16 protein-coding genes are annotated in these 14,544 nt (G+C 45.5%); 3 read left to right on the forward strand and 13 right to left on the reverse strand.

Annotation, left to right across the window (positions count from 1 at the left end):
• Positions 1-11 precede the first annotated feature (11 nt).
• Positions 12-1,088, forward strand: coding sequence for a hypothetical protein (locus ACMVP2_RS09145; protein ID WP_416867485.1), 1,077 nt, complete (start codon positions 12-14; stop codon positions 1,086-1,088).
• Complete coding sequence (locus ACMVP2_RS09150; protein ID WP_416867486.1) at positions 1,085-1,702, forward strand: LysE family translocator; 618 nt, start codon at positions 1,085-1,087, stop codon at positions 1,700-1,702. The genes ACMVP2_RS09145 and ACMVP2_RS09150 overlap by 4 nt, the downstream gene beginning before the upstream one ends.
• Here ACMVP2_RS09150 and ACMVP2_RS09155 read toward each other — a convergent pair.
• The gene (locus ACMVP2_RS09155) at positions 1,689-2,882 is read right to left on the reverse strand and encodes a DUF4105 domain-containing protein (RefSeq protein ID WP_416867487.1); all 1,194 of its coding nucleotides are present in this window, start codon (positions 2,880-2,882) and stop codon (positions 1,689-1,691) included. The genes ACMVP2_RS09150 and ACMVP2_RS09155 overlap by 14 nt on opposite strands.
• 74 nt (positions 2,883-2,956) lie before the next feature.
• On the opposite strand from ACMVP2_RS09155, the gene ACMVP2_RS09160 reads away from it, so the two are divergent.
• Positions 2,957-3,982, forward strand: a complete 1,026-nt coding sequence (locus ACMVP2_RS09160; protein ID WP_416867488.1) for a radical SAM/SPASM domain-containing protein — start codon at positions 2,957-2,959, stop codon at positions 3,980-3,982.
• 4 nt (positions 3,983-3,986) lie between these two features.
• On the opposite strand, the gene ACMVP2_RS09165 is transcribed toward ACMVP2_RS09160, so the two are convergent.
• The 12 genes from ACMVP2_RS09165 to ACMVP2_RS09220 all read right to left on the reverse strand — a co-directional run bounded on the left by ACMVP2_RS09165 (position 3,987) and on the right by ACMVP2_RS09220 (position 14,520).
• Positions 3,987-4,148 carry a FeoB-associated Cys-rich membrane protein gene (locus ACMVP2_RS09165; RefSeq protein WP_339793599.1) on the reverse strand — a complete coding sequence of 54 codons (162 nt, stop codon included), beginning with the start codon at positions 4,146-4,148 and terminating at the stop codon, positions 3,987-3,989.
• Positions 4,149-4,182: 34 nt separating this feature from the next.
• Positions 4,183-4,980 (reverse strand): inositol monophosphatase family protein, encoded by a 798-nt coding sequence (locus tag ACMVP2_RS09170; protein ID WP_416867489.1) that lies wholly within the window; start codon positions 4,978-4,980, stop codon positions 4,183-4,185.
• A 7-nt stretch (positions 4,981-4,987) separates the two neighbouring features.
• Positions 4,988-5,662, reverse strand: a complete 675-nt coding sequence (gene rsmI, locus ACMVP2_RS09175) for a 16S rRNA (cytidine(1402)-2'-O)-methyltransferase (RefSeq protein ID WP_416867490.1) — start codon at positions 5,660-5,662, stop codon at positions 4,988-4,990.
• A complete protein-coding gene (locus tag ACMVP2_RS09180) occupies positions 5,663-5,896 on the reverse strand; it encodes a 4a-hydroxytetrahydrobiopterin dehydratase (protein ID WP_339793606.1) in 234 nt (77 codons plus the stop codon).
• Between the two features lie 6 nt (positions 5,897-5,902).
• On the reverse strand, positions 5,903-6,601 hold the full coding sequence (locus ACMVP2_RS09185; RefSeq protein WP_416867491.1) for a class I SAM-dependent methyltransferase: 699 nt from the start codon (positions 6,599-6,601) through the stop codon (positions 5,903-5,905).
• Between the two features lies 1 nt (position 6,602).
• Positions 6,603-6,863 carry a DUF493 family protein gene (locus tag ACMVP2_RS09190; RefSeq protein WP_416867492.1) on the reverse strand — a complete coding sequence of 87 codons (261 nt, stop codon included), beginning with the start codon at positions 6,861-6,863 and terminating at the stop codon, positions 6,603-6,605.
• Positions 6,864-6,938: 75 nt separating this feature from the next.
• Positions 6,939-9,047, reverse strand: a complete 2,109-nt coding sequence (locus ACMVP2_RS09195) for a peptidylprolyl isomerase (RefSeq protein WP_416867493.1) — start codon at positions 9,045-9,047, stop codon at positions 6,939-6,941.
• A 71-nt stretch (positions 9,048-9,118) separates the two neighbouring features.
• Positions 9,119-10,405 (reverse strand): hemolysin family protein, encoded by a 1,287-nt coding sequence (locus tag ACMVP2_RS09200; RefSeq protein ID WP_339793614.1) that lies wholly within the window; start codon positions 10,403-10,405, stop codon positions 9,119-9,121.
• A gap of 234 nt (positions 10,406-10,639) precedes the next feature.
• Entirely contained in the window at positions 10,640-11,173 is a 534-nt protein-coding gene (gene lptC, locus ACMVP2_RS09205) for an LPS export ABC transporter periplasmic protein LptC (protein WP_339793616.1), read from the reverse strand.
• A gap of 55 nt (positions 11,174-11,228) precedes the next feature.
• Positions 11,229-12,533 carry a tetratricopeptide repeat protein gene (locus ACMVP2_RS09210; protein ID WP_416867494.1) on the reverse strand — a complete coding sequence of 435 codons (1,305 nt, stop codon included), beginning with the start codon at positions 12,531-12,533 and terminating at the stop codon, positions 11,229-11,231.
• Positions 12,534-12,545: 12 nt separating this feature from the next.
• Positions 12,546-13,814, reverse strand: a complete 1,269-nt coding sequence (locus ACMVP2_RS09215) for a hypothetical protein (protein WP_416867495.1) — start codon at positions 13,812-13,814, stop codon at positions 12,546-12,548.
• Complete coding sequence (locus ACMVP2_RS09220) at positions 13,801-14,520, reverse strand: type III pantothenate kinase (protein ID WP_339793622.1); 720 nt, start codon at positions 14,518-14,520, stop codon at positions 13,801-13,803. The genes ACMVP2_RS09215 and ACMVP2_RS09220 overlap by 14 nt, the downstream gene beginning before the upstream one ends.
• Between the last annotated feature and the right edge of the window lie 24 nt (positions 14,521-14,544).

A 14,544-nucleotide genomic window follows, 5' to 3' on the forward strand; every position in this document is an offset into this window, starting at 1 on the left:
ATTTCAGTAGTATGCGTCAAAGCCGCTGGCAGCTATTCAAAAGAAAGCTGTTTGAAGTGCCCTTCTTTATGAAGCTCTTCCATTGGGAATTCTGGCCATTTAATGTCGTCTACTTTCCCGTGTTCGTTTACTACGCTTTTCTGGCTGTCAGGGCCCGATCAATCTTTTTCTTTTCGGCGGCCAATCCAACTATCGAATTCGGCGGGATGCTTGGCGAGTCAAAAGGCGACATTTTTAACCTCATCCCGGAAAAGTATATCCCCACAACAAAGTGCTTCCCTCCTTCCTCCTCTGCCACGGACATTACCAGCTGGATGGAAGCAACTGGGCTCACCTACCCGATTTTGCTCAAGCCGGACATCGGCGAAAGGGGCTGGATGGTGAAAAAAATCGACTCCCTGGCTGACATTGAGCAGTATTTGAGGAGCGTCAAGGTCGATTTTCTGGCCCAGGCTTACGTTCCGTATCCAATTGAGCTGGGGCTGTTCTACTACAGGTTTCCCGGGTCCAAAAAAGGCCGCATTTCGTCCATCACCCGAAAAGGCCTGATGGCGGTGACTGGCGATGGCAAAACCACCGTCCGCAGCCTGCTGAAGTCGAATCTGAGAGCCCGTCTCTATATCAACGACTTCGAAGAAAAGTATCCGGAAAAAATGGACATCGTGCCTGGTAAAGGTGAAACCATCGAAGTTGAGCCAATTGGTAATCACTGCAGAGGCACGACTTTTCTGGACGACACCGGAAAAGTGACGGAAGCGCTGGAAGCCACCTTTGATCAAATTGCTGTTTCCATCCCGGGCTTCCATTTTGGCAGGTTTGACCTCCGCTGCCAATCATACGATGAACTGGAAAAGGGCATCAACTTCAAAATATTGGAATTGAATGGTGCCGGTGCCGAGCCGGGCCACGTTTACCAGCCTGGGAGGCCCATTTGGAAAGGCTATAGAGACATTCTCCATCATTTGAATGTTTTGTGTAATATTGCCATCCAAAATCACCGATTGGGGGTGCCTTATACCTCATTTAAAGAAGGGCTTCGTTTCATCAAAAAAGTCAAAGCCTACAATCGGTTAAAAGAGAGTGAATGAATCTACTCTGGCTATTTGTGGTTGGTTTTGTTTGCAGTTACCTCGGATCGATTCCCCCCGGTGTTATAAACGTCAGTGTACTTCAGTACGGACTGCACGGGCACCGATCCCTCGGGCTGAGGTTCGGTCTGGCAGCCAGTCTGGTCGAGTTTGTATATGCCGCTGCCACTGTCCGTTTCCATATTTTTCTGACAGAGAATACTTCCTTCACTGAAGACTTCGAATTGGTGTCTGGTATTGTCCTAACTATTTTAGGAATTGCTAGTTTGCTGAGCTCAAACAAGGCCCCCTCAGAAAAAGCTGTGGAAGAATCGCCCAGGGCTTTTCGGAAAGGCCTGATCATTGGCGTAACCAATATTATGGTGATCCCATTCTGGTTGGCGGTAACGGCCTACCTGCAAAGCCGGAGTATAGTGGTCATCAAAGGCTACGACTTGTTTATCTACGTAGCAGGTATCTCGGCTGGCACATTTGCTCTGATGGCCAGCGTAGCATACTTGTCGCACCGCTTCCAGAAGGTGGTGGAAAACCGGAAAACCGTCAACAAAATCCCCGGTGTTGTTCTTCTCACGATGGGGTTCTACTCTTTTTACAACTGGTTCATGATGCCCTAAAGGCACTCTTCCTCCAGAAGATAGCTCTTAAACCCAGCGTGAGCATAATTGGCACCAACGCCAGGTGCAACATTTGCGGCAAAAAGCTCCACGAAACAATCACTATAGCGAGCAGCACTGCCGCTGAAAGCAGGTAAATGCTTAGCCAATTCGGGGGACTATTTTTGAATGCATAAAAGGCGACAAATGCATGCACCGGAAATGCCCAAAGCAGATTGAAATTGTACTGCGAGATATGATCTGTGGCGAACCACAAAAACAACAACAGAATTCCCACTACCCCGACCACAAAAAACAAAGTAAAGTCGAGCCATTTTCTCCGCTTTCCTGCCTTCCACTCTTGCTGTGTAGAAAAACCAACCAGCATAAATACGAGAACAAACACAATGGTGGGAGTAACCAGTGAGGCCTGCGATTCTCCTTCCTCTATCGGCATAAACACCACCTCAGTATCACTCACAAGTGGCACTGTGCTATTACCTCTCTTAATGGTCGCCCCTGCAAAAGCCTTTTGAATGTATTCAGGCAGGTACATGTACTGATAGCCAGTGGCTACCTTATCGATACCTGTGCCAAGGCAAATATCAATGCCCAAATCACCCCAGGGCTGCTGGCCGAGGTTCATGTCCATCAACTGACGAAAGGTCAAATCTTCAGTGACGTAAGAATAGTCAAACGTGATCCGGTCTTTGAAAACCGTTTCCAGCACGTCCCTGATTTTAGTGGCGCAATTATCGTAAATGTAATTGTAGTAGTAATCTCTGTTTTCTGGCTTATTGTTCTCCACCAAAAAGGCATACAGCTGGTGTTTTTCGCTGACTGTCAGGTTGAGGTTTTGCTCCACAATCGACCTATTCTCTTCGATGTAGGCCTCCTTGAAGTCTTCATACCGGTTGACTCCCAATTTGTAAAGGAGCTTCCCTCTGGCAAAATTTAAATAGAAATTAGGCTGATTGAAGCTGAAAATACCATAATTGAACACCAGGTCGATCCCGGTTTTATGATCAAGCACCCGAAATGCACTGTGGCCAAAAGCAGTGTACAGTTCTACCTGCGAAGGACCCATGGTCATTACCGATACCGTGGTACTGTCGCTTATAAAGGGTGGTATTTGTGCCAGGCTTTCCGCAAGGCCACTTCCCCCAAACAGGAGGAAGCTGATTAAGACGAGCTTTTTCATTAATGCCAATTTAGAACATCTCTGATTTAGGATGTAGCTGATTAGAAGCTAAATTTACTTGAATTTATTCAACAATGAACCTGGCAACATTTAATGATAACGTAAGACTGCTCAACAAATTGAGCTGGCGCAAGGCTGTCAATGGCGGCAAGCTGCTGGGTAGCTTCCTGGTGAGTAAGCAGCTGGGCAAGGCACGTCACAGCGGGCTGCCAATTAGCCTGGCCATAGAACCTACTACAGCCTGCAATCTGCGTTGTCCCGAATGCCCCAGCGGACTGAGGTCATTTAGCCGACCAACGGGAAAAATTGCCCTGCCATTCTTTAAAAAAATCATTGACGAGGCACACAGCCATTTGCTTTATCTCACCTTCTATTTTCAGGGGGAGCCTTATCTTCATCCTGATTTTCTGGAAATGGTGAGCTATGCTCACCAAAGGAAAATATACACTGCAACCTCCACCAATGCACATTTCCTTTCGGACGAAATGGCCAGAAAGACTATTGAGTCAGGCCTCAACAGGCTTATCATCTCTATTGATGGGGCCACGCAGGACACCTACGCCTCTTACCGTAAAGAAGGCAAACTCCAGGAAGTAATAGACGGCACCAAAAGGCTTGTGAAGTGGAAAAAGGAGTTAGGTTCAAAAACGCCACACTTGATCTTTCAATTTTTGGTAGTCAAACCAAACGAGCATGAAATTGACGAGATAAAAGAACTGGGAAAAGAACTTGGTGTTGATGAGGTCCGGTTCAAAACTGCTCAAATTTATGACTATGAAAATGGGTCTCCGCTAATTCCCACCATCGATAAGTATTCCCGATACAGCCAAAATGGCGAGGGAAAGTGGTCTCTGAAAAACGTCCTTCGCAATGAGTGCTGGAAAATGTGGCACTCAGGAGTAATTACCTGGGATGGGCAAATGGTGCCCTGCTGCTTCGACAAAGACGCTACCCATTCAATGGGGAATGTTTCCGACAGTTCTATGGCAGAGATTTGGAGGGGAGCGTCGTACAATCGATTCAGAAACGCTTTGCTGCGGTCAAGAAAAGACATCGACATTTGCAAGAATTGCAGCGAGGGCGGAGCCGTCTGGGCCTGAGTTTTTACTTTTGAGCCGTTTCTTTCAGGGCCTTCTGGATGTCGGCTTCGCTACAGCCACAACCTTTGGCACACCCCTTGTCAACTTTCAGGCTCAGATAAATCTTTCTCCCCAGGAATACGACGGCACCTGCAAATAATAACCCGATGATAATTGTTTCGATCATTTCAGTAAGTCAACGGTAGTATTGCTGCTGAAGTTCAGTCTAACCAGAATTTCTTAATCGTACCAAGCAGCTCGCTTTGTATGCCACAGCCGGCAATAAGTTCCCTGCCAAATATGTAGTTGTCGCCCCCTTTGAAGTCCGTAACAGTACCGCCTGCCTCCGTCACCAGTAAGACGCCCGCTGCAACATCCCAGGAATTCAGGTTGAATTCAAAAAACGCTTCAAAGCGGCCGCACGCAACATAAGCAAGATCCACAGCAGCACTGCCCATCCTTCTGAGCCCATGAGAAGACTTCATCAATTCATTAAGAATATTCAGATAGGGCATCATCTTTCCAAAGTCATTGTATGGAAAGCCCGTGGCGAGCAGCGACTCATTTATTTGGGTAGCATTTGACACCCTAATTGGCTTTCCATTGCAGAAGGCTCCCTTACCCTTGATAGCATGAAAACACTCGTCACGATTTACCTCATACACTACCCCCAGAATCGCCTGCTTGTCTCGCACGAGCGCCAGGCTCACAGAGTAAATAGGAAGGCCGTGCACAAAGTTTGTGGTTCCGTCAAGCGGGTCTATCACCCATTGTAAGGATTGCTCTGAGCTGGCCACGGTTCCTTCCTCGGTAATAAAGCCAGCTTCCGGCAGCACCTCTCTCAAGCGCTCTACGATCATCTCTTCGCACGCCTTGTCAACATAGGACACCAAATTGTTATGTCCCTTTAGTTCTATCATGTCAGGTGTAAAGCCTTCTGCTTCGTTTTTCAAAAATTGCCCGGCTTCCTTACTGATTGCTATTACGTGATGAACAAGTGTTTCTAATGGTATTTCCATCGTGTTATTACTTTCCTGATACGACGATCACAATTTCCCCTTTGGGTGGCTTAGCCTGAAAATGAGCCAAAACCTCCGTTGCGCTTCCGGTAATGGTTTCTTCGTAGAGCTTGGAGAGCTCCCTGCTTACCGAAACCATCCGCTCGCCGCCAAGTAAGGTAACAAACATTTCAAGAGTTTTTACCAACCTGTGTGGTGATTCATAGTAAATAACTGCCCTTTCTTCTTCCTTAATGGCTTCTATTTTGGACTGTTTACCCTTTTTGTGGGGAAGAAAACCTTCAAATACAAATCTATCGCAAGGAAACCCACTTTTGACAACAGCAGGAATGAGCGCCGTTGGGCCTGGTAAGCAATCAATCACAATACCCGCACTTATCGCCTCCCTCACTATCAGGTATCCCGGGTCGGAAATGCCAGGAGTACCTGCGTCAGAAATCAACGCCATGCTCTCACCTGCTTTCAACCTTGCCACAAGGTCACTTACTACTTTATGCTCATTGAAAATATGAAAGCTTTTAACCGGTTTGCTGATCTCAAAGTGTTTGAGCAAAACCCCGGATGTGCGGGTATCTTCAGCTAGTATCATATCCACCTCCTTCAATACCCTCAAAGCCCTGAGGGTAATATCCTCCAGGTTGCCAATCGGCGTTGGAACCAGATATAGCTTCGCTGCCGCCATCTATTTCAAGAGCGCATCTATCACGCTCGCAAGCTTCCTGTCCTTCTCAGTCACAGTATTGCCCGCACTGTGGGTGGTCAACTCTATGGTCACCTTATTGTAAACGTTGCTCCAATTAGGGTGGTGATCCATTTTCTCTGCTTCAATGGCTACCTTTGTCATAAACCCGAATGCTTCAACAAAATTCTTGAAGGTAATTTCTCGTACAAGTTTGTTGTTCTCTTCTTTCCACATAACATCTTATCTTTTAGTGGCGGTAATGATGTATTGGTAGGGTAGCGTCTTCGCATCTACCTCTTTTATAGTAAACCCAACTGTCTTCAATTCGTTCACGAGTTTCTGGCTCGAAATCCAAAGATTATCAGGTGGTGTTACCGGAGATCGCTCGGGCTTAAAGTCAACAATCACCAGTTGGCCTCCCTCTTTTAGCCCGCCCATTATTTCACTAAAGTACTTCTTTCGCTCTGGCAAAAAAGAGGCGGTATTGACAATGAGTACTCCATCAGCTTCGTTTATCGCAATGCCAGGTGTTTCCGGCACTGTTTTTCTCGTCTCTATACTGCCAACGTGCGTTGGAAGCTTAGTAGCTTCCTCCTCAATGTGTTGCAAAAAGTTGTCGTCAATATCTATCGCTATCACATTGGCCCCTGCGGCAGCCAGCCGTAGAGTGAAATAGCCTGCTCCTGCACCAATGTCGGCGATTTTCTTCCCATGTGCGTCACCAAACTTTTTTATGACCTCGCCAGGCTTTTGCCAGCTATCCCGATCCGGGTCCTCAAACTCGTCAGAAAACAAGTCTTCCCCAGCAACAGGCGCACTCTCAGTTCCAACCACTTCCTTTTTTTGGCTTGACTCGTCATTGTTAGCAGTTTCCCCGCCACACGACATCAGCACAACGCCCATACCCATAATAACCAGGAACTGTTGAAAGCCAATCATATTATAAAGATATAACTCCTTCCACCGCCTTCACTGTAACATACACTTCGACTACTTCCTCGCTCGACTCGACGATCTTTTCCAAAGTCAAACTGGTGTACCGGTTGTTGCTGGAGCTCCTCAAACTTAGTTTTCCAACAGGCAGGAGGCTTTCGACATCAGCAACTTTTTCACTTGGAACAATAAATTTGAAAATATAAGCTCCTGGAAATGTGTGCTCTTGTTCCAGCTTTTCCTTGAAAGAAACGATTTGCGGGTCCATTCTTGCGTGTTGTAAAAAGAAAAAAGGAGTTACCAAAAAATATCGGCAACTCCTTTCTTTAGCTTCTAAATATTATCAGAAAAACTTATAACGCTCATCTTCTATTTCGGCAAACTCCCGAATAGCCTGAGACAAGCTAAATGATATTCTCGACTGACGACGCTGACTCAATTGATCTCTGAACGTGCTGAAATCTGCCACTTCAGGAGCCTCGGTGATAGAAACGGTTTCAACGATCACTACTCCATTGTCTGCCTTCACCACGCCTGACCTTTCACCCGCTGCCAAGGCAAATGCTTTTCCAACAGCCTCAGGTGCGTTGCCTACACCTGTAAGTGCGTTGGCGCTTAGCTTCAAATCACTCATTGTATAGACTGTGGCGTCAGCCCCCATTTGTTCGCTGATTTCATCCAGTGTGCCCGTCTTAGTTTTCAGTTGATCAGCAATGACAGCCGCCTTCTTTTCGTCCTTTACCTTTTTAGTAACGTCGTCTCTCACTGCACTCAGCTCCACAAGTCCTTTAGGCTGCTCGCCAGTCATGGCTGCCACTACATATTCGCTATCCAGCTCATAAACCTCCGATACTTTGCCCACGCTGCCGTCGTTGAACAACCAGATGATGATTGTTCTGGCATCAGAAAGTCCGCCGAACCGCCGAGCGTTTGGTGCTACTCCCTTCGCTTCTTCTATTTCAAGGCCCTTTTCTGCTGCATTGGCCCGGAACTGCTCCAGGTTTTCGCTGCTCAGTGCAAACATATCTGCATCACGATACGCCATGTTACGGGTATCGTCACTGGCAATAATCTCCTTTTCTATGGTAGCTACTTTAAAGGTAGTGTTTGTTTTAACAGCAGTTACCTCTATAATATGATACCCAAAGTCTGTCTCAACCACGTCGTTCAGAAGACCGGTTTTTGTTGCATCAAATACTGCCTTCTCAAAGGGCTCCACCATGCGACCTTCACCAAACCAACCCAAATCACCACCTCTGGTAGCTGTGCCGTCTGTTCCGTGAATACGAGCCATTTCGGCAAAACTTGCTCCCCTTTTTATCTCAGCCAGAATCCTTCGGGCCTCGGCCTTGGCTGCGCTTTTGGATGCCTCGGTTTCGTCTTCACCTTTGAAGAGGATGTGGCTGGCACGGGCATAGCCGGTGTTGCCTTCTGCTTTCTTGGAAAGCTTGTAAACAGTGTACCTGTCATTGGCTAAAATTGGTCCAATGATGTCGCCTTCCTGCATTGTTTTGATCGTGTCGTTCAAAGACGCCGGTAGCTGATCAGGTGTGTATGTTCTAAAAGGTGTCGGTGCATCAGAGTTGGCTCTGGCAAAAAGCGAATCGTTTTTCGATTGTGCCAATAAGCCTTTGATCTCATTAATCTCTTCGATCACGGCAGCTGTGTCGTCAGCGGAAGCAATGATAGGAAAAGAAATGTACTCAAGAGATCGTGAGAGTTCTCTTTGGTATTGATCAGCGTGGCTTTTTAAGTATGCCTGTAGCTCGGCGTCAGTTACAGTAACAGAAGAGTCGCTAACAGTGTAATAAGGGACGTAAAGATACTTTACCTCGGCGATCTTATTGGCTTGAACATATTCTCTTTTAGCCTCTTCCTGTGTAACATAGTTAGTTTGAAGAAACAAGTTGTCAAACTTCAGCATCAGCCTTGCCGGAGCCAGCGTACCCTCAAAGTTGTACCATGCTGCCTGCTGCTGTGCGGGCATGGCACTAAGGTTCTGCAAATACGTGATGATCTGATCTTTGTCAAACTGGCCAGTTTCGGGGTTTGTAAACGCCTGAACGATTTCGGGGCTTATATTATTCCCTTGAACCATATCAACTACTTCCTCGTCAGAAACAGTTATTCCCAAACCGGCGAACTCTTCTTCATAGGCATACTTGTTGACCAGCAAATCCCACGCTTGCTGTCTGATAGAGTACATATCGTCACCACTTGGGCTTCGGCCCTGACTCATTTGAAAGTTGAACGAAAGTTCATCTACCTTGCTCTGAAATTCATCAAGCTTAATAGTGGTGCCATTAATTTCTCCTATTTCGTTCGTATTGCCGCCCAACAAGGTCGAGTTTGGACCAAGCAAATCTCCCCCTACTACGAATAGTCCCAACCCAACAGCAATAATACCTACTGCCAACCCAGTTCTCTCTCTTATTTTATTAATGAAACCCATATCGTCGTTTTTAGCGAGCCGCAAAATAATATCATTCGAAGCTAAAATCAAAATGGAGGTTCGAGGTTTTACTAGCCCCTATCTTCCTCATTTTGAACCGTTAGCTTCACTCTGTCAATCCTGTTATCAGTTTTTGAATAAACGGTGATCACGAAAGGAGCAACCTCTATTATGTCGTTTACTTCAGGAATGTTTTCGTTCACAGAAAGTATCAGACCGCCGAGCGTTTCGTAATCTCCCACCGGCAAGTTCAAATCGTATCTGTCGTTGAGGTAATCGATCTCAAGTCTCGCACTTAAAATGTAATTTCGCTGGTCGATTTTTTCTTCTACCAGGTCCTCATCGTCATCATGCTCGTCGTTGATCTCGCCAAAAATTTCCTCAATGATGTCCTCCATGCTCACGATACCTGACGTGCCCCCATACTCGTCTACCACCAATGCAAGGCTCTTTCTTTCTGTCAGGAACTGAATCATCAGCTCATTAACGAGCGAAGTTTCTGTGACGATAATAATTGGTGTTAGAATCGACTTGATGTCCTTCGGCTTTTTGAACACCTCAAGCGAATGACAGTACCCTATCACTTCGTCAATCGTGTTCTTATAAATCACGATTTTTGAATGTCCACTCTCGATAAAAGCATTTTTCAACTCTTCTATCCCATCCTCAATGTCAACTGCCACAATCTCCGGGCGTGGAACCATGCAGTCTCTCACTTTAACCGTTTTGAACTCAAGGGCATTATTGAAAATTTTCGCATCAACCTCCCTGTTGTCATTCTGGTTCTCGCTGGTCGACAAGTTCTTCAGGTAATTATTGAGGTCAATCAGTCCAAAAATGGGCTTGTCCTCAGAATACTCGAACCTAAGTATTTTTGTTATGACAAACTTGGATGAAAGAACGATGATGAATACAAAGGGGTAAAGCACGTAGTAGATCATCAAAATTGGCACTGCAAACAGTGTGAGCAGCCAATCCGGATTGATCATAAAAATACTCTTGGGCGTATATTCCGCAGTGATGATCACTATAAAAGTTGAAAGCAGGGTTTGAATTAGCCCCACTGTCACATCGTTTCTCAAAGAGTCAGGAAGGCTTGTCGCCAGCCAGGGCTCGAGCAGCCCTGCCATGTAGTACCCATACAATACCAGCGAAATGGTGTTCCCTACAAGCGTTGTGCTTATGAACTGGGATGGGTTTTTTACAAACCTGGTTAAAATTTGTCCTGAAATGGCTCCCTGCTTACGCAGAAGTTCGATGTGAAGTCGATTGGCAGAGACAAACGCAATTTCGACACCTGAAAAGAAGGCTGAAAAAGCCAGGCAAATGAGAATAATTATGACTTGGTTTGGATCCATTAGCTTTGGAAGCCTCTATTGCCTTGCAAAGAAGAAGAACAAATTTTGTTACCCGACTTACTCCTGAACTGTTTATTTCGGTTTATCATTTCACAAATTTATACAAAAGTAGCAGACAAACACTGATCATTAGGATCCAGTATGAATGCACCACGCCGACGGTCATCGTTTGATGAACGCCGATAATTAAAAAACCAACGCTGAGAGTCAGCAATATTATACCCCGACCTTTCTTCATTGTGGATCATCTATGGTCAATGTTCCTGTTGGCTTGGTGATGGAATAACTTGAAAAATCCTGCCGGGCCGTCATTCCCTCTCCAGTATGGATTTCGCCTTCAGACCTAATAGTAACAAATTTATCAGTGAAAATCTCTTCTTTTATCGGGGTCCAGTACAACTCTTCTGTGTTTAGCTCATCTCCATCCAAAAGGCTGATAACAACCACATTTCCCTCTGCCTTGTAAAGATTTTCCTTAGCATTTTTCTCCCCTCTGTCGGCCCTCAGAGTGGATGACTTAGTGCCATCTTTTTCGAAAAACTCGATGTAAACACCGTCAGGAAATTCTCTGTCGCCATTCTCGAACTCGAATTGCGTTGGTGCTTCCAGCCTGATTCTCACTTTAGCGGAGTCGCTAAATAAGGTGACCACGTCTTTGATCTCCATGACTGGCCCTTCGTAAAGCGGCATGTCGGACATGTCTTCCTTTTTTTCGCAAGAAAATATAAGAAGAGCAAATGAAATAAGATAACCTAAGCAGACTCTCATATAAATAAAAAACGGTCGCTGCGTTACAACGACCGTCTCAATATGGTTGTTTCTCTTACGCTGGCCTTCTTTGCAAGGTAACAGATTCCTGTACCCAGCAGCCAACACTCAGGACATCTCCCTCTTTCATGCCTTCTTCAAATATCTCTCCGATGGAAGGGAATTGCTCTTTCGCTTTTTCCATGCCCTGGCTATTGCCAGCTTTCTTGTACATTTCGTAAGCCGCAATGTAAACAGCCCTGTCTTTCACTTTGCTTTCTCCACCGCGGCAATCTTCATAGCTAGTCAAGTAGAGGTTGCCAATCAGTGTATAAGCATCGGAAAAAGATGGATCCATGCTAAGCGCTTTCCGGGCATTGGCACGAGCTGACACTTTCTGGCCATCAGAGGCATTAATTCTAGCCATGTCATAGTAGATTTCAGCCTTCTTCTGGTTGTCGTCAGCCAATTCCACTGCTTGATTGTAGTATTTAAACGCTTCTTCGTTCTTTCCTTCAGCAGCAAGCTTCTGAGCAATTACCTTGGTCAGTGAATATGTTGGCTCCTTTTCGTTGACAATCTTACTTGATGTCATGAAAAGAGGACTGTCGGTACACTTGCCAGTCAACTGAAGTTGCAAAATTTTCTTAGCCAACTTAAGATCTGTAGGATCTGCCTTCAGCTTAGGCCCGAGGTTGTTCTCTACAAATTCGCAGTCAACGGTTACGGTGGCTGTAAGCAGCTTGTCAATATTTTCAGAAATCTTTTCGATCCTATCCAGGTTCTTGCCTGTAGCCTTCTTCAAATCTATGATGGCCATGATCTCGTCATAGTAGTCAAGCACCTGCACGTCGGTAATAGCACCGCCGGTTAGCTTAAAGCGTCTAACCACGTCCATGAAAGCCAGCAAGTTGTTGTCCAGGGTGTTCACTCCATTAAGTTCATACACCTTTTCAAACATTTTGATAAGATCCGGGTATTTGGCCTTATTGTCTTTGTAGTACTTATAAGCTGTGTAACCTTTTCTGTTAAGCACGTCCCCTTCGTTACCAAAGTACTGGATGCGCTTATCATACATTGACAGCGCTTGCTCCTGATATTGAACTGTTTTAGCGGCATCAGGCTCATTGTCGGCTAATCCTTCGTAAATCTTTGCTCCGTTAATATACAGCGACTCATTTAAGTCAGGCGCATTAGCCAACAACCAATCAAGGTGAGGCAATGCCGCTTTGAAATTATCTTGCTTTAAGAAGTCTGTGTAGAGAGCGTTTTTCTCTTCTGCCGTTGCTCTGTCTTCAGGCCAATTCCACCCTGGCTGAGCAACCGCTACCAGCTGGATACCAAGGAAAAACAGCAAACTGAAAATCCACGTCTTTTTCATGATTACTTAGTTTTAGTCATATTTACGTCTAACGAACCAACCTCTGTCATTGATGGTTGCTCCAATATATATCTGAATGTAATTCTCTTTTATCAAGTTATCCGTCACACTACCTCTTCTTCCGATTTTGGCTGCTACATCAAAACTTGACACACCCATTGGGAAAGATGACCCAAAGTTTATGCCAAAGTCAGTAACGTCATTCCCGTTGGCCAAGTAAGGCAACCTCTCCCAAGCGGCCCCAAGCCGGAATGTTGTGCGTGCCAGATAGCTATCCACGCTGCTAATATCGGGTGTATATTCTCCTCCTAAAACCAATTTTAGCCCTTTTTGATAAGTGGTGCTAACTATTTCAGGAGACGGATTCTCATTCCATTCGGAAATCCTGGCATCAAAGCCAACTGTAAATTTATTAAGATTTTCGAACGAAACGCCAAATCCCAGTTTTTTTGGCAAATTAAATGCAACTGATTGATCCAAAATCAATGTATCACCAGGTGTGGAACCGCCTGATCCACTTCTTCTTTCGAGCCCGGCAAATCGAGTACCCGAGATAGATGAAGGAAGATCATATACAACACCTAAGTTGATGGCAGTTCTTTCAGTCACTTTTTGTTGGTAGTGAAGACCTCCTCCAAATTCGAAATCTGCGTAGTTAATTTTCTCTCTATAGGCGGTAGTGTAATTGGTACCACTAGGAACACCAAGCAAAAGCGTTTCTGCAGATTTGTTAAACTCGCCAAAAACAAACGAGCCTCGAACGCCCAGCGAAAGGCCTTTGTATATTTTGAATCCATTGGAGAAATAAGCCTTTGAAAGGCCTCCGCTTCCTTTGAACAGATACTCCACCTGAGTAGTGGAATTGTTCACATTGGTGGTGTAGCCAATGTTGTAGTTCATCCTGCTCAACGGCACCAGCCCGAAGCTGGAAGACCATTTGCCGGACACGATCGGAAAAGCATAGGCAAAATAGCTAAGGTTGGCACCCCCATTTCTATCGCTGCCGTTTGAACTGGACAGCGTCCGGATATCCGCAACTACACCCATTTGGAAAGTAGACATCAGGTTCCGGGTAAGCATAGCCGGGTTCATCCCATTGATATGAAATACTGTTGGGGTACCAATGCCAAGGTCGCCCATGGCAAATTGATTCGCAAAGCTCCCCTCTTTGATGTCACCTACGCCGTAAAGTGTAAATGGTGAAAGTGTAACTTGCGCATAGGAAGTGGCACAGCAAAACAATGCTACCCAGCCCGTAATAACCAATCTAATTCCTCTCATTGTGCCTTAAAATACTGTTGAGTCCGATGAGGACCAATTCGGAGCGTACAAAGATGTGGTGTTTTATATTAGATTCAAAAAAATTACTCCCACCACCACACATAATCACCTGCAAGTCAGGCAGCAAACCAGAGAACCTCTCTATCATGCCTTCAATTTCTGCCAGTGTCCCGTGCAATACCCCATTGATCATTGATGTTTTTGTATCCTTTCCCGGCAGGTCAACCCATTCGGGATGCTCCAGCAACGGTAATCGGGCCGTAAAGGTATGCATTGATTTTAGTTTCATCTCTACTCCGGGCGAAATAGCTCCACCTTTATAGTAACCATCGCTGGTTATGATGTCATATGTAATGCAGGAACCCACGTCTATTACCAGACAGTTCTTTCCACTATAAAGATGGAAAGCTCCTGCAGCAGCCGCAATTCTGTCGGTTCCAAGTGTGTCTTTACTGACATAGTCAAGCACAATTGGTAACGATACCAGGTGGGTCAATATGAGCACTTTATATCTCTCAAGTAACTCTTTCTCCAGATTGCTTACGTCTTTGCCAACAGAACTTATGATTATGTCAGACACCTCCTCACTTTTCAGGGTGGCCACGATGGCGTCGATAGCAATATCAGTCTTCAGCTTTATGAGCGAGTCATTTTCAAAAAAACCTATCTTGCACCTTGTATTACCTATATCAATGGCGGCGTTCATAGTAGCGTAAACAATTAGTCGGCG

This window comes from Imperialibacter sp. (assembly GCF_048007035.1).
Taxonomy (GTDB): Bacteria; Bacteroidota; Bacteroidia; order Cytophagales; family Cyclobacteriaceae; genus Imperialibacter.

Coding starts and splice junctions, on each gene's coding strand:
- ACMVP2_RS09190 (WP_416867492.1), bottom strand. CDS start 6,863: ATGGACCCGCAAATCGTTTCTTTCAAGGAAAAGCTGGAACAAGAGCAC.
- ACMVP2_RS09165 (WP_339793599.1), bottom strand. CDS start 4,148: ATGATCGAAACAATTATCATCGGGTTATTATTTGCAGGTGCCGTCGTA.
- ACMVP2_RS09160 (WP_416867488.1), top strand. CDS start 2,957: ATGAACCTGGCAACATTTAATGATAACGTAAGACTGCTCAACAAATTG.
- ACMVP2_RS09150 (WP_416867486.1), top strand. CDS start 1,085: ATGAATCTACTCTGGCTATTTGTGGTTGGTTTTGTTTGCAGTTACCTC.
- ACMVP2_RS09170 (WP_416867489.1), bottom strand. CDS start 4,980: ATGGAAATACCATTAGAAACACTTGTTCATCACGTAATAGCAATCAGT.
- ACMVP2_RS09200 (WP_339793614.1), bottom strand. CDS start 10,405: ATGGATCCAAACCAAGTCATAATTATTCTCATTTGCCTGGCTTTTTCA.
- lptC (WP_339793616.1), bottom strand. CDS start 11,173: ATGAGAGTCTGCTTAGGTTATCTTATTTCATTTGCTCTTCTTATATTT.
- ACMVP2_RS09220 (WP_339793622.1), bottom strand. CDS start 14,520: ATGAACGCCGCCATTGATATAGGTAATACAAGGTGCAAGATAGGTTTT.
- ACMVP2_RS09180 (WP_339793606.1), bottom strand. CDS start 5,896: ATGTGGAAAGAAGAGAACAACAAACTTGTACGAGAAATTACCTTCAAG.
- ACMVP2_RS09215 (WP_416867495.1), bottom strand. CDS start 13,814: ATGAGAGGAATTAGATTGGTTATTACGGGCTGGGTAGCATTGTTTTGC.
- ACMVP2_RS09155 (WP_416867487.1), bottom strand. CDS start 2,882: ATGAAAAAGCTCGTCTTAATCAGCTTCCTCCTGTTTGGGGGAAGTGGC.
- ACMVP2_RS09195 (WP_416867493.1), bottom strand. CDS start 9,047: ATGGGTTTCATTAATAAAATAAGAGAGAGAACTGGGTTGGCAGTAGGT.
- ACMVP2_RS09145 (WP_416867485.1), top strand. CDS start 12: ATGCGTCAAAGCCGCTGGCAGCTATTCAAAAGAAAGCTGTTTGAAGTG.
- ACMVP2_RS09185 (WP_416867491.1), bottom strand. CDS start 6,601: ATGATTGGCTTTCAACAGTTCCTGGTTATTATGGGTATGGGCGTTGTG.
- rsmI (WP_416867490.1), bottom strand. CDS start 5,662: ATGGCGGCAGCGAAGCTATATCTGGTTCCAACGCCGATTGGCAACCTG.
- ACMVP2_RS09210 (WP_416867494.1), bottom strand. CDS start 12,533: ATGAAAAAGACGTGGATTTTCAGTTTGCTGTTTTTCCTTGGTATCCAG.